The 17,609-nt window shown below is 62.2% G+C and carries 18 protein-coding genes and 1 pseudogene; 8 read left to right on the forward strand and 11 right to left on the reverse strand.

The window, feature by feature from the left end; all coding sequences use genetic code 11:
* Window positions 1–39 precede the first annotated feature (39 nt).
* On the reverse strand, window positions 40–1,233 hold the full coding sequence (locus MKK70_RS16870) for a flagellin (protein ID WP_243949028.1): 1,194 nt from the start codon (window positions 1,231–1,233) through the stop codon (window positions 40–42).
* 210 nt (window positions 1,234–1,443) lie between these two features.
* Here MKK70_RS16870 and MKK70_RS16875 point away from each other — a divergent pair, with 210 nt between their 5' ends.
* The 3 genes from MKK70_RS16875 to MKK70_RS16885 all read left to right on the forward strand — a co-directional run bounded on the left by MKK70_RS16875 (window position 1,444) and on the right by MKK70_RS16885 (window position 3,091).
* On the forward strand, window positions 1,444–1,821 hold the full coding sequence (locus MKK70_RS16875; RefSeq protein ID WP_243949030.1) for a flagellar biosynthesis repressor FlbT: 378 nt from the start codon (window positions 1,444–1,446) through the stop codon (window positions 1,819–1,821).
* 63 nt (window positions 1,822–1,884) lie between these two features.
* Window positions 1,885–2,121, forward strand: a complete 237-nt coding sequence (locus tag MKK70_RS16880; RefSeq protein ID WP_243949032.1) for a hypothetical protein — start codon at window positions 1,885–1,887, stop codon at window positions 2,119–2,121.
* Window positions 2,122–2,938: 817 nt separating this feature from the next.
* Window positions 2,939–3,091 (forward strand): hypothetical protein, encoded by a 153-nt coding sequence (locus MKK70_RS16885; protein WP_243949034.1) that lies wholly within the window; start codon window positions 2,939–2,941, stop codon window positions 3,089–3,091.
* A 59-nt stretch (window positions 3,092–3,150) separates the two neighbouring features.
* On the opposite strand, the gene MKK70_RS16890 is transcribed toward MKK70_RS16885, so the two are convergent.
* Window positions 3,151–3,333: a hypothetical protein gene (locus MKK70_RS16890; RefSeq protein ID WP_243949036.1), complete on the reverse strand. Its 183-nt coding sequence runs from the start codon at window positions 3,331–3,333 to the stop codon at window positions 3,151–3,153.
* A gap of 595 nt (window positions 3,334–3,928) precedes the next feature.
* Here MKK70_RS16890 and MKK70_RS16895 point away from each other — a divergent pair.
* Window positions 3,929–4,246 carry a hypothetical protein gene (locus MKK70_RS16895; RefSeq protein WP_243949038.1) on the forward strand — a complete coding sequence of 106 codons (318 nt, stop codon included), beginning with the start codon at window positions 3,929–3,931 and terminating at the stop codon, window positions 4,244–4,246.
* 421 nt (window positions 4,247–4,667) lie between these two features.
* Here MKK70_RS16895 and MKK70_RS16900 read toward each other — a convergent pair whose 3' ends face one another.
* The 4 genes and pseudogenes from MKK70_RS16900 to MKK70_RS16915 form a co-directional block, all read right to left on the reverse strand.
* Window positions 4,668–6,896 carry a putative bifunctional diguanylate cyclase/phosphodiesterase gene (locus MKK70_RS16900; protein ID WP_243949040.1) on the reverse strand — a complete coding sequence of 743 codons (2,229 nt, stop codon included), beginning with the start codon at window positions 6,894–6,896 and terminating at the stop codon, window positions 4,668–4,670.
* A gap of 535 nt (window positions 6,897–7,431) precedes the next feature.
* Window positions 7,432–8,445, reverse strand: a pseudogene (locus tag MKK70_RS16905) (SDR family oxidoreductase); the annotation flags it as partial.
* 138 nt (window positions 8,446–8,583) lie between these two features.
* The gene (locus MKK70_RS16910) at window positions 8,584–9,726 is read right to left on the reverse strand and encodes an alpha/beta hydrolase (protein ID WP_243949044.1); all 1,143 of its coding nucleotides are present in this window, start codon (window positions 9,724–9,726) and stop codon (window positions 8,584–8,586) included.
* Window positions 9,727–10,093: 367 nt separating this feature from the next.
* The gene (locus MKK70_RS16915) at window positions 10,094–10,864 is read right to left on the reverse strand and encodes an SDR family oxidoreductase (RefSeq protein ID WP_243949045.1); all 771 of its coding nucleotides are present in this window, start codon (window positions 10,862–10,864) and stop codon (window positions 10,094–10,096) included.
* Window positions 10,865–10,966: 102 nt separating this feature from the next.
* On the opposite strand from MKK70_RS16915, the gene MKK70_RS16920 reads away from it, so the two are divergent.
* Complete coding sequence (locus tag MKK70_RS16920) at window positions 10,967–11,401, forward strand: winged helix-turn-helix transcriptional regulator (RefSeq protein ID WP_243949046.1); 435 nt, start codon at window positions 10,967–10,969, stop codon at window positions 11,399–11,401.
* 508 nt (window positions 11,402–11,909) lie between these two features.
* Here the strand turns inward: MKK70_RS16920 and MKK70_RS16925 are convergent.
* Window positions 11,910–12,455 carry a PAS domain-containing protein gene (locus tag MKK70_RS16925; protein ID WP_243949047.1) on the reverse strand — a complete coding sequence of 182 codons (546 nt, stop codon included), beginning with the start codon at window positions 12,453–12,455 and terminating at the stop codon, window positions 11,910–11,912.
* Between the two features lie 779 nt (window positions 12,456–13,234).
* Between MKK70_RS16925 and MKK70_RS16930 the strand changes: the two genes are divergently transcribed.
* From MKK70_RS16930 to MKK70_RS16940, 3 genes are read left to right on the forward strand one after another with little or no spacing between them, the layout of a single operon-like run.
* The gene (locus MKK70_RS16930) at window positions 13,235–13,510 is read left to right on the forward strand and encodes a BrnT family toxin (RefSeq protein WP_243949048.1); all 276 of its coding nucleotides are present in this window, start codon (window positions 13,235–13,237) and stop codon (window positions 13,508–13,510) included.
* Complete coding sequence (locus tag MKK70_RS16935; RefSeq protein ID WP_243949049.1) at window positions 13,497–13,904, forward strand: BrnA antitoxin family protein; 408 nt, start codon at window positions 13,497–13,499, stop codon at window positions 13,902–13,904. The genes MKK70_RS16930 and MKK70_RS16935 overlap by 14 nt, the downstream gene beginning before the upstream one ends.
* Window positions 13,905–13,944: 40 nt before the next feature.
* A complete protein-coding gene (locus MKK70_RS16940; protein ID WP_243949050.1) occupies window positions 13,945–14,301 on the forward strand; it encodes a hypothetical protein in 357 nt (118 codons plus the stop codon).
* Here MKK70_RS16940 and MKK70_RS16945 read toward each other — a convergent pair.
* From MKK70_RS16945 to MKK70_RS16960, 4 genes are all read right to left on the reverse strand, one after another.
* Entirely contained in the window at window positions 14,298–16,244 is a 1,947-nt protein-coding gene (locus MKK70_RS16945; protein WP_243949051.1) for a hypothetical protein, read from the reverse strand. The two genes, MKK70_RS16940 and MKK70_RS16945, sit on opposite strands and share 4 nt — an antisense overlap.
* Window positions 16,245–16,246: 2 nt before the next feature.
* Window positions 16,247–16,771: a hypothetical protein gene (locus MKK70_RS16950; protein WP_243949052.1), complete on the reverse strand. Its 525-nt coding sequence runs from the start codon at window positions 16,769–16,771 to the stop codon at window positions 16,247–16,249.
* Entirely contained in the window at window positions 16,771–16,926 is a 156-nt protein-coding gene (locus MKK70_RS16955; protein WP_243949053.1) for a hypothetical protein, read from the reverse strand. Before MKK70_RS16955 ends, MKK70_RS16950 begins: the two co-directional genes overlap by 1 nt.
* 196 nt (window positions 16,927–17,122) lie before the next feature.
* The coding region (locus MKK70_RS16960; RefSeq protein ID WP_243949054.1) for a hypothetical protein at window positions 17,123–17,609 on the reverse strand (487 nt) is incomplete at its 5' end.

A 17,609-nucleotide genomic window follows, 5' to 3' on the forward strand; every position in this document is an offset into this window, starting at 1 on the left:
GCCCCGGCCGCTTCGTCGCGTCGTGATGGTGGGCGGTGCTTAGCGGAGGAGCTGAAGCACGCCCTGCTGCGCGGTGTTGGCCAGCGAGAGCGCCGAGATGCCAAGCGACTGGCGCGTCGCCAAAGCCTGGGAGTTCGCAGCCTCCTCGTTCAGGTCGGCATCGGTGAGCTTGGAGGCACCGGTGTCGAGCACGTTCTGCAGGTTCTTGGTGAAGTCCTGCCGGTTCTGCACCACCGACAGGTTCGAGCCGAAGGTTGAGGCCTGCGAGCGCAGCGTCGTGGATGCGCTCGTCAGGCTGCTGAGCGTAGCGGTCACCGAGGCATCGAGAAGGAAGCTGCCCTTGCCGTCCGCCGTTGCGCCGGCGTCACCCGTGATCGCCTTGAGGCTGAGGCCGGTCGAGGTGGCATCGACGCCCTGGACGTCGAGGTTCGAGGTATCCTTCTCGTTGAAGGAGATGTGGAGCTTGTTCGAAGCCGCACTGCTCGACAGCAGGTTGGTGCCGTTGAAGCTCGAGTCCTTGGCGAGCTGGTCGATCTGCGTCAGCAGGCTGTTGTACTGCTTCGACAGGGAGGCCCGCTCCTTGACCCCGGTCACCGTCAGGTTCGAGCTCTGTCCGGCCGTCGAGGTGGTGCCGTACTGAGGACCCGCGTTGGCAGTGCCGCTGGTGAAGCCGAGGTTGGCCTGATCGGCGGGCGACGAGAACTCGATATCGGCGGTGGCGTTGACGACGATCTTCGTGCCGGTCACGTCCTTGCTGAACGCGTTGCCCGCGCCCTGAGCGCTGACAGCGCTGTTGAGCTTGGTGATGGCCGTGTCGATGGTGTCGCTGGCGGTCAGCGTGGTGTTGACCGCGGTGCCGTTCACTTCGAGATTGATCGTGTTGGCAGTAGCAGAGAAGGCGGCGCCAGCCGTTCCGGTGGTGGTGATCTGCGTGGCGAGCGCCTGGTTGGCGGTCGACTTGGCCGAGTCCACGAGCTTCTGGATCGAGGTCAGGCCCTGGTTGGCCGCCTGGATCGTCTGCACGCCGTTGGAGATGCTGTCGAGCAGGGTGCCGAGGTCCGAGGAGCGGTTCGACAGGCTCTGCGCCGTGAAGAAGTTGACCGGGTTGTCGAGGGCCGAGGAAACCTTCTTGCCGGTGGAGAGACGGTTCTGCGTTGTCGATGAAAGCGCCGCCGTATCCTGCAGCGAGAGCAGGTTCTGGCGGGTAGCAGCGGTGAGGGAGACGCCGGACATGAGATGAGATCCATACTTGATCAGAGGACCGGCTTTTTGCCGGCCTCGTGAACAAACATGTCGCCACCTACCGACGCGTTAAATCGACCCGTCAAATCGGGCAGGTCGAGCATTCAGCACGTGTTATTGGATCACTATACCCACGGGAGTTTAAACAACGTTAACAGATCGTGTCGATGGTCGTGGCGTCTCTAGAATGGAGTTGCCGGCATGGCGCTACGCATCGAACTGAAGCCCTCAGAGCGGTTAATCATCAACGGAGCGCTGATCCAAAACGGGGATCGCCGGTCGGTCTTCCTCGTCGAGACGCCGTGCAGGTTCCTGCGCGAGAGCGAGATCATCCGCGAAGCGGACGCCGACACGGCGAGTAAGAAGCTCTGCGTGACCCTGCAGGTCATTTATCTCGATGAGAGTGCTGCGGAGGCAGAGAACCTCCTTGTGCTGCAGTCGACCGAGATCCTGAAGACGATCCCAGGCTCGGCGCCGTATCTCGTCGCGATCCACGACGCGCTCGCGGCCAAGCAGTACCACTTGGCGATCAAGACCGGACGGAAGCTCATTGCCCACGAGGATGAGCTGAGTCGGTAGAGGCTGCAAACCGTAATCACTCATCCAGCTAACAAGCCGTTGACCGGATCAGATTGCCAAAAGATGGGCGACGAAACGACGGCTCTGGTCGTGGCGCTCGCGACAGAGAACGCGGAGCTGCGCGCAGCGCTCGCTCAGGCGCAGGAACTCCTGATCGAGACCGCCGTGGATGCAGGCGAGATGCACGCGCGCGTCGACGAGTTGCAGGCCGAGTTGACCAAAATGCTTGCCGAGCGCTCCTGTGCGCTCCTGCAAGACGGCGGGAAAAATGCCGTTTGGATCAACCTCACAGGATCATGAGACTTCAAGTTTGGAGCGAAACTTTCTCCCATTTTGATCCGTACCCGTACCACGGGCCAACGGCTTAGCTTATGCGGTTGTCCTAGGTATCTCCCCGGGCTTGTTAGATATCGGCACTCTATGTCCCTCAATCACCAACCTGGACACCCATCGCGCCGTCCGCGCCCATCCTTGGTTGTCGCCATGTGCCTCCTGCCGGTCCTACTCTGGATCGCCATCTACCTGGTGAACGGGAAGTTCGTCTGGTTCTGACACCATCGCCTCGCCCTCGGCACCTTTATTTCCTAGGACGGAGATACTGCGCGAGAAGGAACCCGCCTTGCAGAGCGATCAGATAGGCGACGAGGATCAGGAATTCCAGTGCGCCGAACTTCCATCGGGCGAGGCAGACTGCAATGTATGCGAATGTGAGGCACCCTGAGATCAACAGGATCATTGAAGGACGATAATACCACCCTAGTGCGATCCCAACGGCAAGCAGAAGCGCGGATGTGATCATACCGTCCCAATCACATCCTTGCCGTTTCAAGCTTCTTAACACAGCCCCTCAAAACGATCATCGGCGAATGCACCGAAAAAGGGCTCACGCCGGATTTGCCAAGGGTCGGAAGCCGATGGCATGCCGCGCTAGATTTTGAACGAAAATGCACCGCGGGGCCGGGTAGGTTCCATATATCATCGACCCCTACGCCTGACCGCTACGAGCGCTCAACGGTTGGCATACTGAATGCATTATGCCGTTATGGCCAGACGACTTCGTGATGCCGTTGATATCTGCGAGAGACTAGAGCGCATCGCCGGCGCCCTGGATCAGCCCGTGGCAGCGCTGTTCGATGTAGAGAACCTGAGCGCACGGGCTGCAGAAGCGCTCGCCCTTGCCCGAGCCTTCGACACCATTGACGACCGTCAGGCCCGAGCCCGATGCATCGCCTTCGTGAACTCTGAAGCTGAGCGGGAGCGGCGCGACTGACTTCGCTCCAGTCAGATGAGCTTGTTGCCCAACCCGTCTGAGCGGTAGCGATGTGACGCCTATGGTCGCCGCCGACCTCGTTCCTCGTCGGCCACCGCCTCCACGGCCGCGATCGCGTTCTCAAGCTCCGCGATCCGCTTCAGCGTACTGTCTGCCGGCATGGTTTCGTACTGAGCGGCTTCCATGATGAGGTCGCGTTGGCGTGCCTTGAGACGGTCTAGGAGGGTATTGAGCTTGTCCATGGCGCGCTGTAGCGAGGCGTGCCTTCCTCGACAACACGGCACCCACCAGCAGCTTTCAGTGCGTATGGTGTGATACGCCTGCGACTACCGTGCTTCTTGCCGTGACGCTGCCGTACCTTACCGTACACAACCGTGGCCTTGCCGCGGAGCTACGATGGCCCTCACCGGGCGGGCCACAGGCGGCCACAACAGGCCCAGCGAAAGCCCACCATTCGAGGGTACTCACACCACACGCACTGAAGTTGTTCCGCCCAGCGCTCGACAATCGCACCATGTCACCTAAACTCCTTGCTGGGATGCCACGCGTCGCCTTCCACGATTTTCTCGGTGGGCAATCGGCATCCAATAAGGGCGATCAATGACCCCCGCCCCTCCGCGCCCTCGCTATCAGCGGATATTCTTTGCTGGCGGTCGTGGGCTCATCGCTGTTCCTCTTCTGGCCGAGTCACTGGCTCGCCCCGCTTATCGACCCGTTCTTCAAGCGATATCGCAGCTCGCATTCCTCAAGCAGCTGGAGCGCTGGATAGCTACCAAGCCCCGATGGCTCATTCTCGCGGTCATCGCAGTCCCTTTTCTGGGAGTGGAACCGCTCAAGGTGGTGGGCCTCCTCTGGATTGGGGAAGGACTGATCCTGCGCGGCCTCGGACTGCTCGCCTTTGCCTACGGCGCGAGCTTCGTTCTCGTTGAGCGCATTTATCACGCGGGACGGGACAAGCTCCGCACCTACCACTGGCTCGCCGTAAGTCTCGACTTTGTCACGGGTATCCGCGATGCCGTGCTCGCAAACCTGCGCAAAACACGAGCTTGGCAAATGGCGGAAACGACTGCCCGCGCAGCCGCGCACTCAGCCCGTGCCTCGCTTCACTGGATGAAAGCGCAGATGCAGCGCATCCGACGTCCTCGACAGGCATAACGGCTGCGCTGGATCACCCCAAAATTTGGGCGATGACAATATCGAACGCGAGCACAGGCTCTTTATGACATCCGGAGTGGAGGTAGGATCGAATGAGGTCATCCTGTCTCGCAGTTATGGAGACGGTGATGGTTCTGCGCACGGCCATGGACGAACTCTGCGCTGTGAGAGAATTCCTTACAAGTCATATCCTTGTCACAGCGACAGCTTTCCTCCGCTTCCTACCTGTAAGTCTCTGTCCCAACGAGCAACCTGCAAACGGACGTTTTCGGGTTCTGCAGAGGGTCGATAGCAGCTTGAGCGATATGTCAGATACCCGACCGTTTTTTCGACAGTCGCTTCGTTTGCGTGACGCGAAGCTGCGGAATTGAATATAGGCTTCCAGCCATGGATTGAGGCGGCTGCACCGTACCATGGGAAGTCAGGCGACCGCGGCGTTTCTCGATGCCTGCAGGAACCCAAGACCGAAGCGGCTGGCGAACACGTCTGCGGGCATCGGCTTACCGAACAGGTAGCCCTGTCCCTCCTGGCAGCCCTTCTCCCGTAGACAGGCGTGCTCAGCTGCCGTCTCGATACCCTCGGCGATTACAGCTAGATCGAACCCACGCCCAAGCTGCATGATCGCTCGCACGATCGTTACGTCCTGGCGCGAGGCAAGCATGCCGGTCACGAACGATCGATCGATCTTCAGCCGGGTGAGCGGGAAACGCTTGAGCAGGCTGAGCGAGGCGTAGCCGGTGCCGTAGTCGTCAAAGGCGATACCGACGCCCGCCTCTCGTAGGCTGCGCAGCGCGGCAACCAGCTCAGCATCGTGGTGCAGAACGATGTTTTCGGTAATCTCCAGCTCCAAGTAGGCGGCAGGCAAACCGACCTCCCGCAAGGTGGTACGCACCGTTTCGGCCAAGTCACCGCGCTGAACCTGGGCGCCGCACAGGTTCACTCCCATGCGGAACTCGGATGCTCCTACCCCGCGCCACGCCGCGGCCTGCGTGCAAGCGGTGCGGAGCACCCAGTCACCCACCTGCGCAGCGTAGCGGCTGGTATCGAGCACGTCGAGGAATGCTGCAGGTGCGAGCAGGCCGCGTTCGGGATGCTGCCAGCGGATCAGCGCCTCTGCCCCAACGAGCGCACCGTCGCTGAGGTGCACCTGTGGTTGGTAGAACAGTACGAACTCGTCGCGTTCGATGGCCCGACCGAGTTCGTCCCGGCAAGCACGGACGCGCTGCGCCTGTTGCCGCAGCACAGGGGTGAACAACCGATGGCAGTGCCGACCATCGCCCTTGGCCTGGTACAGGGCGAGATCCGCGCACGACAGTAGGTCGTCAGCGCTGTCGCCGTGCGCCGGCGCCAGGGCGATACCGATGCTGGTGCTAAGCCGAAGCGTCTGTCCCTCGTGCTCGAACGCTTCCGCAACCGTGGCAATGATCGTATCCGCCACCTCGGCTGCACGCAGTGGATCACCCATATCGGGCATGAGCAACACGAACTCGTCACCACCGAGCCGTGAGACCGTATCGGTGGGTCGGACGCAGGCGAGTAGGCGGGCCGCCATCACCTTGAGAGCGGCGTCACCGGTGGCATGCCCGTGACTGTCGTTGATCTCTTTGAAGCCGTCGAGGTCGAACATCAGCACCGACACGGCACGTGCGGCAGCGACGATCTCGGTAAGCCGCTCGCGCAGGACCGCACGGTTGGGCAGCTCGGTGAGCGGGTCGAGGTGAGCGAGGCGGAATAGATGTTCCTCGTTGGCGCGTCGTTCGCGGATGTCGCGCATGATCGCGCCAAAGGTCGCGCGGCCCTCCTCCTGCCACTGCGAAAGCGACAGCTCGATCGGAAACTCGGTTCCGTCCTTGTGGCGTGCCGGCAGCTCGACGGTCTTGCCGACGAGCCGAGGTTTACCACCGCCCGCAACCCGATGCAGACCACCTCCATGACCGCCGCGCATCCGCTCGGGCACGATCAGGTCGATGGGTTGCCCGACTGCCTCCGCAGCAGTGTGGCCAAACAGCCGCTCGGCGGCGACGTTCCAGAAGTTGATGCGCCCCTTTGCATCGGCACAGACGATGCCGTCCGGCGATGTCGATGCGATCTGAACGAAGCGGGATTGGCTTGCCCGCTGGGCGACCTCCAGCCGGCGCATCTCCAAGCGGTCGAGCGTGAGATCGGCCAACTGCTGCAGGATCTGCCGATCTCCATTGGAGAAACCATTGCGCGGCCGCGTGTCAGCGAGGCAGAGCGTGCCGACGGCATTGCCTGAGGGCGCGCGCAGGGGGATCCCTGCGTAGAAGCGGATATGCGGCGGCCCCGTGACGAGCGGGTTGTCATGGAAGCGCGGATCCAAGGCTGCGTCGAGAACGACGAGGGCGTCAGTCTGCGTGATGGTGTGCGAGCAGAATGCGACCTCGCGGCTGGTCTCGCATAGGCTGAGACCGACCTTGGCATGGAACACCTGCCGATCACGGTCGAGCAGAGACACGAACGCGGTCGGAACCTGAAACAGGCGCGCGGCCAAATTGACGATCTGACTGAAGGCCGGTGCGGGTGCCGAGCCGATGAGATCGTACTCAGCGAGCGCCGCGACGCGGGCGTCTTCGGCGAAGAGGATAGGAGTCGGCCGCACCGCAGAAACCTGATGATGGTGTTCCGCCATGATCCTACCGACCGGTCGTTAAGAGACACCTTCCGGCTTTCGCTGACGTTGGACAGTCCTTACCAAAATAAACCATCCACGACCCTCGACCGGTCACCATGGCGATGTGTCGAGGGTCGCGTGGATCGAGGCAGGAATGTCACCGAGCTACGCAGACACTTTACGAAGACCTTCCTGTCGCATTCGTCCGTTCGAATGAGGGTAACTCTCAGTCCTGCTTGCTCATCAGGACGTCGAGCTTGTCGATGCGGGCAGGCTCCGCAAGAAGGGCGTTCGAACGCTTCATAAGGATCGCGGCGCCTTCGCCGGTGAGATGAGCCTCGCGTCCTGCCTCGTCCGGGAATGCCTCGAAGATGCCAAAGGTCGAATGGCTTAGGCGGACCCCGTACCAGGGAGAGGTGGCCGGCTCGCGTACGACGCAGGCCAGGATATCGCGCAAGAGGTCCTCGACCTCCGCCTCGCGTCCAGGTTTGGCCTCAAGGTGGATGTGGAGCGCCTTCGGGGTGGTTCTGCCCGCATCGCCCCGCATCGCCGCCGGACGATGCGGTAGTCCCTTGACGATGGCACCGAGTAGCAGGCCGGCTCCGGCAACGAACGCTCCCGTCAGCAGCGGATTAAGGGCCGCCTTCGTGTAGAGGCTGGTCTCCATGACGCGCCCCTCGTAGTTGCCGCGCTCCTCCAAAGCCTCGGTTGGGACGTCGAGGCCGCTCCTGTCGCGCTCGCGGCGAGAGGGCTTTCCGCTCGGCGTACCGGGAATGACGCTGGCGTTCATGCCCTTGTCCGTCAGGCCGGGGGCGAGATGTGCCATCTCGGCCACCGCCTTGGCACCTCCGCCGACGAACACGTCTCGCACGGGTTTCACGGCAGCCGTCAGGATCGCCTCGGCTACGGCCCCTGCCGCATAGACCGGCGGGACGTGGTGGGGCTCGCTGTCGAGATAGTTCTTGGCGTTGACCGTAAACGGGGTGTCGATCTGCCCGGGCTTGATCAAGGTCACCGAAACGGGCGCGTCTTCGTCTTCCAGCTCCATCCGCAGGGCGTCGGTGAAGCCCTTCACCGCGTGCTTGGAGGCGGAGTAGGCGCCCTGAAGCGGCACCGCGCGCTCGGAGACCTCGCTCCCGACGTTGATGAGCGCACCGCCATGCTGCTTCAGGTGCCGGATCGCTTCCAGCGAGCCGTGAACCAGGCCCCAGACGTTGGTGTCGAACAGCCGGCGCATATCATCGACGGAGATTTCGTCGAGCCGCCCGTACATGCCGATGCCGGCGTTGTTCACCCAGGTGTCGAAGCCACCAAAGGTCGCGCGGGCCTCATCCGCGATGCGGGTCAGATCCTCGGGTCTGGCGACATCGGCGACGACGACGTGTGCCCGTCCGCCCTTGCCTCGGATTTCCTCAGCGAGTTGGTGGAGCGCGCCTTCGCTGCGCGCCGCAAGCACGACCTTGGCTCCGCGTTCCGCAGCCATGCGGGCTGTCGCCAGCCCGATCCCGGAGGACGCGCCCGTGATGACCATGACCTGATCGGACAGGGGCTTCAGATTTGGTTTCATGACGGCTTTTCCCGGGGGAGTGGCTAGGAGTGAGTGAGAGTGCGGCGGCATCGCCTGCCGACGGAAAAGGCCCGGACGGCGCTTGCGCATCCTGTCCGGGCCCCTTTCAAGCAGACATCCGTTCGGAGTTCCGGAGGATCAGTCCTCCGACTTCTTCCGCGCCCCGGTGGAACCGGTGCTGCTTGCGCCCGAGAACGCTTCCTTGAGCTCCTTAGCGGCGAGCGTCTGGGCCTTCTCCGCGTCAGGCACCAACGGCGCCATGCCGAAGAACTCGTGCGTCACGCCCTCGTAGGTCTTGTGCGTGACCTCGACGCCGGCCTTCTTGAGCTTCTCGGACAGGAGCTTGCCGTCGGATGCGAGCGGATCGATCTCGGCGTTGATGACGGTGGCCGACGGAAGGCCCTTGAGGTCGGCCTTGCCGATGACGTCGAGGCGCGGGTCCTGCTTGTCCTGCGGGCCGTTGAGCGTCTTGTCGAAGTACCACAGCAGGTCGGCCGAGCTCAACGGCGCGGTCATCTTGTGCTCGCGATACGAGGGCGTCTCGGTGTCGACGCCGGCGACCGGATAGACCAGCAGCATGTGAAGCGGTGCCTGGAGCTTCATGTCGCGCGCGGCGATGGCCACGTTGATCGCAAGGTTGCCGCCGGCGCTCTCGCCCGCCACCGCGACGCGCTTGGTGTCGGCGTTGAACTGGCCGCCGTTCTCGACCACCCACTTGTAGGCGGCGATCGCGTCCTCGCCCTGGGCCGGGAACTTGGCCTCGGGCGCGTGACGGTACTCGGCCGACACCACGATGGCTCCGGTCTTGTGCGCCAGCGCCATCGCGGACGCCTCGTAGGTCTCGATGTCGGCGATGACAAAGCCGCCACCGTGCCAGTACACGATCACCGGGAGCGGACCGGAGCCGGTGGTTTCGGGGGTGTAGATCCGAACCGGCTGGGTTCCGCCACCGGTCGGGAAGGTCATGTCCTTCTTGGACACCTTCATGGCCGCCATCAGCGCTACCGGGTCTTTACCCTCGGCCTTGAGCACGGCCTTGACCGCGTCGGCGGGCGTTGGCTGCTTGCGGGCCTCCTCGACGGAGAGCTTGGCGACCGGTTTCACGCCGAGCTTCTGCAACTCCTTGAGAACCTGGCCCATGGGCTTGTCGGCCTCGCGCATCTCCTGCGCCTGGGCGGCCTTCTCGTCCTTGGCGAACACGGGGGAAGCGGCAAGCAGGCCAAGGCCGAGTAGGGCCGCCAACGATACGGATGTGAAGGCGGTTTGCTTCGTCGCGTTCATAGGATCTCCTGGGACCGCATGATGCGGCGCCCGGATAGAACCCTGCTGCGCTCCAGTGGTTCGGCTGAAGATCCTAAACGCCAAATGAGACCCATAACCAGCGTTGAACGCGCTAAGACGCACATGCCGTAGAAAACCGTTCTTTACCGTTCTGGGCCGCCGGCGTTTTCACACAGCTTGGACCCAACTTGGACATCTGTCCTATCGGCTCAGATGTCGGCAATCCGACCGTTTTCCCGACTTGTACGGCTGCGTGCAGCAATACCCGAGAAAGGTGGGAAGCAGTCCTTGCTGGCGCGGCCGAAAGAAGACCTCGCTTCGCCGGGATAAACGGCGGAGCATGGATCGTCGACCGCCCCCTTCGTTCCTACTGCTGCGCCTCACGGGCCTTGCGGGCCATCTCGTTGAGGGTCGTCACCGCTTCGTCGAAGCGGTGTTCCGCCTCGGCTTGACGCTGGAAGCCGACCCGCTGCACCAGGATCTCACGCGGGGTGGGCTGCTCTTGGAAGAGCGACATGACCTCGTCGATGAAGTCGGCCAGTGGCAGGTATCCCTGGCGTGTCGCCTGTCCCGCGGTGAGATCGGTCTGCACCGCCGGCGGCACCAACTCGATGACCTCGACCTTGCCCTTGAGTGCCTCGCGTAGCGCGACCGTGTAACTGTGCAGGGCGGCCTTGGTCGCCGAGTAGGTCGGGGCCGACACGAGCGGCACGAAGGCGAGGCCTGAGGTGACGTTCACCAGGGCGGCATCGGGCTGCCGGCCGAGATGCTCGATCAGGGCGTCGGTGAGCCGGATGGGACCGAGCAGGTTGGTGATGACCGTCGCCTCCGCGTCCGAGAGGTCGCGAGGCTGGTCCAGCGCCTCGAAGCGCATGATCCCGGCGTTGTTGACGACCACGTTGAGGGCCGGGTGCTCGGCCATCACGCGCCGCGCGAAGTCGGCCACGCCCTCGGCGCCGTCGGCATCGAACGCCATGGCATGCATATTCGCGCGTCCCGCAATCGTCCGCTGCAGCGCCTCCGCCCGCCTGCCGGCGACGATGACGGTGTTGCCGATGTCATGGAAGCGTTGGGCGAGGGCTTGGCCGATGCCGGAGCCGCCGCCGGTGATGAGGATGGTGTTCCCTGACGTCTTCATGTGGGCGACCTTCGTTGTTGCCGCCCATGAGGTTATGGCCCATGCTCTCCGAACCGAAGTAGGCACCAAAAAGATTTATACGCACCAAACAGAGAGTGTCGCATGCGTCGGGCGGAGGCTGATCCACGGATCGAGGCGCGTCGGAAGGAACCGGTCCCGGCCGAGACCGACCCGATCATCGAGGCGTTGGTCCAGGACATCATCGGCAAGGTGGCCGACAAATGGACCATGCTGATCCTCGAAGCCCTGCACGAGCGCGGCACGCTGCGTTTCACCCAACTCGGCAAGGCGGTCGGCCGTATAAGCCAGAAGATGCTGACCCAGACAGTTCGCCAGATGGAACAGGACGGCTTGGTGCGTCGGACGGTGCATCCGGTGATCCCGCCCCACGTGGACTACGCGCTCACGCCGCTCGGCGAGAGCCTGGGTGCCGCCTTCTGCGGTGTGTGGATCTGGGCGGAGACACACCATGCCGAGATCAAGCGGGCACGCGAGGCTTTCGCGTCGCGGGAGTGCCGACGACCCGTGCAGGCGTGACTCGGTCTTATCTAGAGGCTGACCGTAGCCCGCTGGGTCTGCGTTAGGGTGCCTGCAAGCGGACCTTCCGAAGGTCTGCAAAGGGTCGTAGGCGGAATGGCCGGTCGGGGGGCAACAGAGCCTTCGCCCTTCGTTCCAGGACAGACGTTCCGCCACGACCCGTTGCAGGCAAGGTCATCAGGCTTCCACCCCATCCAACCCGCTGGAGGACCAAACCTCGCCCTATCCAGAATTGAACGCCTACGTACTTTACAACCCATAGTTGCATAGTATCGTAGCTAGCACCGCTGGGCGATGGTGATCGTGAGTGACCGCCCGCTGGATCAAGCCTGTGTTCCGCGTCGTCGTGCTGAAGTCAGCACCTGATCGTAGGGGGCATAACATGGTGGTGGTACTCGACCCTCGGACTGGCAAACTCGTCCAGATCCGTGTCCCACCTCGACCGCCGCCGAAGCCTACGACGTAGCGCGCAAGAAGCAGTCTGAGGGGGGGGCGAGGCTGCGGCTATTCAGTTGAGTTGCAGCCGCGATCCATCACCCCGGGCCAACGCTCGACCAACCTTGAACAGGGCAGCTTTGACCTCCCTCAAACCTGACGTCGCATCGTGCTGCTCCATCAGCGAGTGTACGATGAGGAGGTGATCCGCGATGGTGTCGAGGGGCAACACGGCCTGCGTAGCTGTGTGGGTCGGCGGCGGGATGAACCTCTCGATCCCACCATACGCTGCGATCTCACGCGCCTCAGTTGGAGCAAACTCGGTCATGGACCCGAGATAACCGAGGAATGAGCGTCCAGGCGGACCAAACGAGGGAACGCCTCCGGCCGCAAGCCACCGCACCGACCCGTCCGCACACTGGATGCGAAACCGCACACTGAACTCGGCCTGTGCCTGAGCAGCCTCTAACAGGATGGCCCTGACAGCACCCTGGTCGCTTTCCAGGACGGGCGTGGTCCAGCTGTCCCGGTATGCCGCCTCACGCGTCTGTCCGGTGTAAGAGCACCATTCCGGGCAGATGTACGTGACTTCACCCTGAGCGTCGGTCGTGAAGATCACCAGCACCTCCCGCTTCAGTTCGCATGGGCCACCATCCTGGCACAATCTTTGAACACACAAGTCGTTTGCGCTACAATCATGCGCGTTAGTGTCCCCCTATCACCTCAAACGGATGATCTTTGGAGGGTGATGTGCTAAGCGAGAAAAATGTTTGTCATGAGAACTTGAAGCGGATTGCAGATACGCTTCGTATCTCTGTGGATGATTTTTATGTAAACAGCGAGTATTATAAAAAGCACGAGCAGACTGATCGAATGTTGATTTTGTGGGAAAAACTATCGACTAGCAGGATGCGTGAAGACGCGCTCGATGCCATCCGTAGCATTGCTCGAAAAAATAATAGAGTAATATATAAAAATTATCAAATCAAGAGTTACAGACAGTACTCAGCTAGAATGTGCCTTCCGTTGCTTGTTCGAGGTACTCTTGAGCCACACAGGATCGGGTTTGATCCTTTAGCACAGGCGGCGCAACGTTTCCTTCCTCGGGAGACGGCCTTACCGCTTTATTGTACGAAGCGCCTACAAGCGGACCTTCCCAAGGACTGCTTTGGGTCGATAGCAACCCGAACGACGTGTCTGATATCCGACCGTTTTGCGGACATACCCGATCGGCCGATCCCGAGGCGCCTCAAACCCGCTCAAATGTGTCGGGAAAACGTGTCGGCAAAACTAATGCGTGGAAAACGTTATTTTTGATCCTTACATCCCGCCCTCAAAGAGGGAGGTGTATATACCGAAACTGCTTGACCAATACGTGTTTCGGTATACACCCAAAACATGAGGTTTTTCGCGACCGAACCGAAGCGGACGGCGAACGTCGCGAAGCATGGGTTTGACCCTGCCGATTTTGTGGAGGCGTTCAGCTTCGACCGCTATCTCAGCTGCGAGACCACGCCGAGCCGCACGGGCCGCAAGCGCAATCTGCTGATCGGCACCTGGCGCGGTGAAGCCGTTGTCGTCGTCATCATCTCACCGCTTGGTAACGAGGCCTGCGACGTGGTGAGCGTCCGTCATGCCAGCGAAAAGGAAAGGGCAGCCTATGACCGCTCCTGAGCACGCTACCGGCTACGTGCCGAACCCCAGCTACTCACAAGAGGATTGGGACGAGGTCTCCGACACGCCCGAATTGACGGACGGGGAGATTGCCGAGCTGCGACCGAACGGCGAGGGACTGCCTACGGATCTCGCCGACGCGTTCAAGCGACTGGCCGGTCGCCCGAAGTCCGAGGCCAAGGCTGTCCCGGTCTCGTTGCGCGTGCCGCCCAACGTGCTGGCGGCCTACAAGGCTGCAGGGGCAGGCTGGCAAACTCGAATGAACGAGGCACTGGCCGCTGCACTCGCACCGAAAAAAATGAAGCTCCGGTGGCGCACGAAGATGAAAGCCTTCAAGCGCGGGAAAAAACGAGGCCGCATCGGCATGACTGCCCGTAAAGGAAAGGCCGCCTAGACCGCCTCGACAAGCGCACCCCAGTGCATACATTGCCGGGATGCGCGCTGCCCTCGTCGCCCTCGCCTTAGTCGGTTCGGTCACAGTCGCCAGCGCAGCAAATGCGCCGAAGGCGATGCAAGGCATCTGGACTGGCACCGCGCTCGAATGCGAGGCGTATCGAGCCAATCCTAAGTCGCTTGGTAAAGACACAGCCGTGTTGCGCATCGCCGCTGATCGCATTTCCGGGGCGACGAACGGCACGGTGCTGAACGTCACCGGGCCGGCATCATTCCAGGCCAGCGGCAGTGAAATTGCTGGCGTCCCAATGGTCTACGAACTGAGAGACGGCAGCATCCTCGCCGAGACGATCGGCGATGCAAGGGCCGCGTCCCTCTACCTGCGCTGCTCCCGCTAACGCGCCGCTGTTTGGACGTTGCGCAGCATCTCGTTGTTGCTCCGGTTCGCGGCGCGCTCGAAATGCTCGGCCGCCTTTTGCGGGTCCGTCACACCGTGGATCGTCACGTTGGTCGGCGAGTTCACGTTCATGCTCGACTGATTGTTCGTGGTCGAGGTTGCTCCGAGTGGAGCGGAACGAAGGTAGGCATTCACGTCAAAGCTGCCGGGATTGAAGCCGCCGGCGATCGGCCGGGGGGCAACCGGTGCTGCGGTAGTACCTGATCCGCTCGATAGGAAGCGAGCGACCCGCGCGGCCTCGTCGCGCTCCATTTTAGCAACGTGGGATCGAACCGTCCCATGCCCATCGCTGGCATCGTAGCGCCCAGGGCGCCCCGCGTTGATCGTGGAGTAGAGATCCAACAGCCCCATACCAGGCTTAAACCCACGGCTTTTCAGATACCGCACGACCGCAGGCATCTGCTCCTTGAACGTCTGCTTATCATTGGCGCCATACATCGCTCTTTCAGGACCACCAAACTGAATGAGGCCATGATACCGATTGCCTGTTCCCCCATGCACGCTAGGGCTGAACTTACTCTCGTATGATATGACCGTGGCAAGATCCTTTGGACTAGTGCCGAGTTCCTTCGCCGCCTGCCGCAAAACGTCGGCATTCTCGCCGGTGAAGTTGTAATCCGACTTATCCTGCTTCGGGCCTAAACCAACGGCGCGCTTCATTGCATCGATACCGCGGCGCAAAAGTCCGGGCTTAGCCTTTCCTGTGTCGTTCGCCGGTTCCTGTCCCAGGTAGCTCGCGCCACCGATCGCGGCGCCCTCCGCGGCCTGAGCCGATCCACCGAGCAGCTTGCCCGCGAGTCCACCACCGAACATGAAGTCCATGTACTTGCCGACTGGCCCCGCCATCATCGCGGCGTTGAGCTTGTATAGGTAGTCGAGCAGCACCTTAACCACCTCGACAACCTTTTCGATGTAGCTGTAGGTCTTGAGCCAGAAGTCTCCAAATAGCTTGCCTTTGTCGGTCGTCCAATCCGCGATCACGACGAGCTTATCGCCGACCCATTCTAAGGCTTTCGCCAAGCTCTGCATGATCCCGGTGAGCGTTTCCGAGTGAGCGTCAATCCAGTCTCGGAAGCCTTTCACCACTCGCTCAATAGCAGGAGCGAAGGTTTGCGTGATCTTCTGGCCGACAACTTCGATGACGGCGCTGAACGAACCGTAAGCCTGTGAGATCTTGGCTGCATTCGATGCGACTTCATTGCCGTTGACCCCGAGGGACCGCTGAAGCGCCTTGTACTCCTTCGCGAACTTCTCCCGCTCGGGTCGCGTCCTATTCCAGTGCTCGTAGTCTTCTTCCGAGATGCCAAGGATACCGGCCACTTGGGAGCCGGAGAAGTGCGGGTGCCGCTTGGTGATGGCGTCGATGCCGTTGCTGAGAACGTCGCTGGCGTCCCCCTTGGTATCGACGCCGTAGTTCTTCAGCATGGCATCGACGCCGGGGTTCGTGCGGCGAGCCTTGGCGAAGCTCTCCAGCATTCCCATCGCGCGAGCGGCCGAACTGCCTGTCTGCTCAAAGGCGTGGCCGAGCGCCTTGATGTTGTTGACGGATGCACCGGTTCGGCCGGCGACGTAGTAGAGCCGATCGAACTCGCCGAGTGACTTTTGCAGGTGTACTGCGAGAGCAGTCATTGCAGCGGTCGCGACTGCGGCAAACGCCAAGAGGCCAGTAGACGCGAGCCTCGCCGTCGCTGCCATGCCTTCGGCGCGTCGCGCCAGTTCGGCGGCGCGCCGTGCGCCAGCCTCGTGGGCATCGCGCTCGGTCTTCTCTAGGCCGACAACGGCGCGCTCGGTCTTGCCGATCGCTTCCTGCGTTTTTTTGAAGCTGGCTTCATCGGCCTTCCAACCGAGTGCAATGATAAAGCTTTTTAGAACGTCGTTTGACATGCCTAATATTCCTTCGGTCCGACAATGTACGTGATGGCTTCCCGAAGTTTCCCCGTGTCAACAAGTGGGGTCATCGGTCCAGGCGAGCGCCTGTTTTTCTTTCGATGCAGTCGGGCATAGACAGTGCGCGCGGCGAGCGGCGGGGCGATCCCGTCCGTGATGACGCCGCGGACGCTGCTCTGCGCGAGCAGGCCGACACGCTGTAGGGCTTTCGCCCCCTCGGCCTTGCCCGCCGTCCGGTTGCCGCTCGAAACCGTAGCCTCAACCGCGCGGGAGGCCCCCTTCGCGAGCTCGTCGGTGATCTTGTCTTGAATGCGCTCGATGCCGGGAAACAGGAACGGGCGAGCTGGGATGTTCGCTTCCGGGGCGCCGAACTCGTGGATGTAGCCGAGCGCCGCGTTCGTAAGGTCGCTGTCGGCGTGCGTGCCGGCCTCCGCCGGAATGCCGACCACGACTTCCATCGAGGCGAGGTCGCGCAAAGCGCGATCAAGCTCCTTCGTCAGGTCTTTCCCGCGCTCGACTGGCATCAGGCGGCCCCTCTCGGCGGATCGGCTGGCGGCGGCACCAGGGTCGCGGGATAGGACGACGCGTAGTTCAGGGTCTGCGCCATCGCGTGGCAGTAGGCGTCGAGGCAATCCATCAACTCGGCCTCGTGCTGGGGCTCGGCCGTCATCGACAGCACGGATCTATCCAGCACGCCCGCGGCCCTCAGGACCACCCTGAAGGGGCCTGAGCGTTCCTCACCGGGGCAAGTCGCAACGACGATGCGAACGGCGCCTACGGTCCACATGTGCGCAAGCTCAACATAGGTGCGCGGCACGTCGGGCGCCGTCTCCACGGCTATCGGACGGCGGCGGAGCGGGACCACTTCACCCATCTCAGCCTCCCGCCGGGGGAACGTCGTTGTTGAAGTCGTCGCTGATGCCGATGGAACGAAGCTCGCGGGAGTCGGCATTGAGGCCGACCCCCACGCCTAGCGTGAAGTACTGATTGCCCCGCGTGTCCCCGCTATGCTCGGCTTTCAGAACCTTATAGAGGCCGTCAGCCTGGACGCCCATAAGGTTGCCGGACTGAAGTCGGGCGTTGTTGCCCTGACCAGCCACCGATGGATCGAATGCCGCGCGAACAACGCTGCTCTCGTCAATCTTGACCTTGCAGCCGGGGATGATGAGCGGGTTGAGCAGGCATTGAAAGTTGACGCCGCCGATCGTTTGTTCTGGCATCCCTATGAGGCCGGAGGAGCTATTCAGGACGATCGTGCTGCCGGGGAGAGTGTTTGCAGCCTTCAGGACGTGGAAGCGACCGTTCACGTTGAACCACTGCGCCTCGCGCGCCTGGCAGACATCGCGGAGCATCTGATGGGCC

The sequence above is a fragment of the Methylobacterium sp. E-041 genome (assembly GCF_022829665.1).
Lineage (GTDB): Bacteria > Pseudomonadota > Alphaproteobacteria > Rhizobiales > Beijerinckiaceae > Methylobacterium.

Coding starts and splice junctions, on each gene's coding strand:
- MKK70_RS16915 (WP_243949045.1), bottom strand. CDS start 10,864: ATGAAGACGTCAGGGAACACCATCCTCATCACCGGCGGCGGCTCCGGC.
- MKK70_RS16940 (WP_243949050.1), top strand. CDS start 13,945: ATGCGCGCTGCCCTCGTCGCCCTCGCCTTAGTCGGTTCGGTCACAGTC.
- MKK70_RS16930 (WP_243949048.1), top strand. CDS start 13,235: ATGAGGTTTTTCGCGACCGAACCGAAGCGGACGGCGAACGTCGCGAAG.
- MKK70_RS16880 (WP_243949032.1), top strand. CDS start 1,885: ATGGGCGACGAAACGACGGCTCTGGTCGTGGCGCTCGCGACAGAGAAC.
- MKK70_RS16920 (WP_243949046.1), top strand. CDS start 10,967: ATGCGTCGGGCGGAGGCTGATCCACGGATCGAGGCGCGTCGGAAGGAA.
- MKK70_RS16890 (WP_243949036.1), bottom strand. CDS start 3,333: ATGGACAAGCTCAATACCCTCCTAGACCGTCTCAAGGCACGCCAACGC.
- MKK70_RS16875 (WP_243949030.1), top strand. CDS start 1,444: ATGGCGCTACGCATCGAACTGAAGCCCTCAGAGCGGTTAATCATCAAC.
- MKK70_RS16870 (WP_243949028.1), bottom strand. CDS start 1,233: ATGTCCGGCGTCTCCCTCACCGCTGCTACCCGCCAGAACCTGCTCTCG.
- MKK70_RS16910 (WP_243949044.1), bottom strand. CDS start 9,726: ATGAACGCGACGAAGCAAACCGCCTTCACATCCGTATCGTTGGCGGCC.
- MKK70_RS16935 (WP_243949049.1), top strand. CDS start 13,497: ATGACCGCTCCTGAGCACGCTACCGGCTACGTGCCGAACCCCAGCTAC.
- MKK70_RS16945 (WP_243949051.1), bottom strand. CDS start 16,244: ATGTCAAACGACGTTCTAAAAAGCTTTATCATTGCACTCGGTTGGAAG.
- MKK70_RS16900 (WP_243949040.1), bottom strand. CDS start 6,896: ATGGCGGAACACCATCATCAGGTTTCTGCGGTGCGGCCGACTCCTATC.
- MKK70_RS16950 (WP_243949052.1), bottom strand. CDS start 16,771: ATGCCAGTCGAGCGCGGGAAAGACCTGACGAAGGAGCTTGATCGCGCT.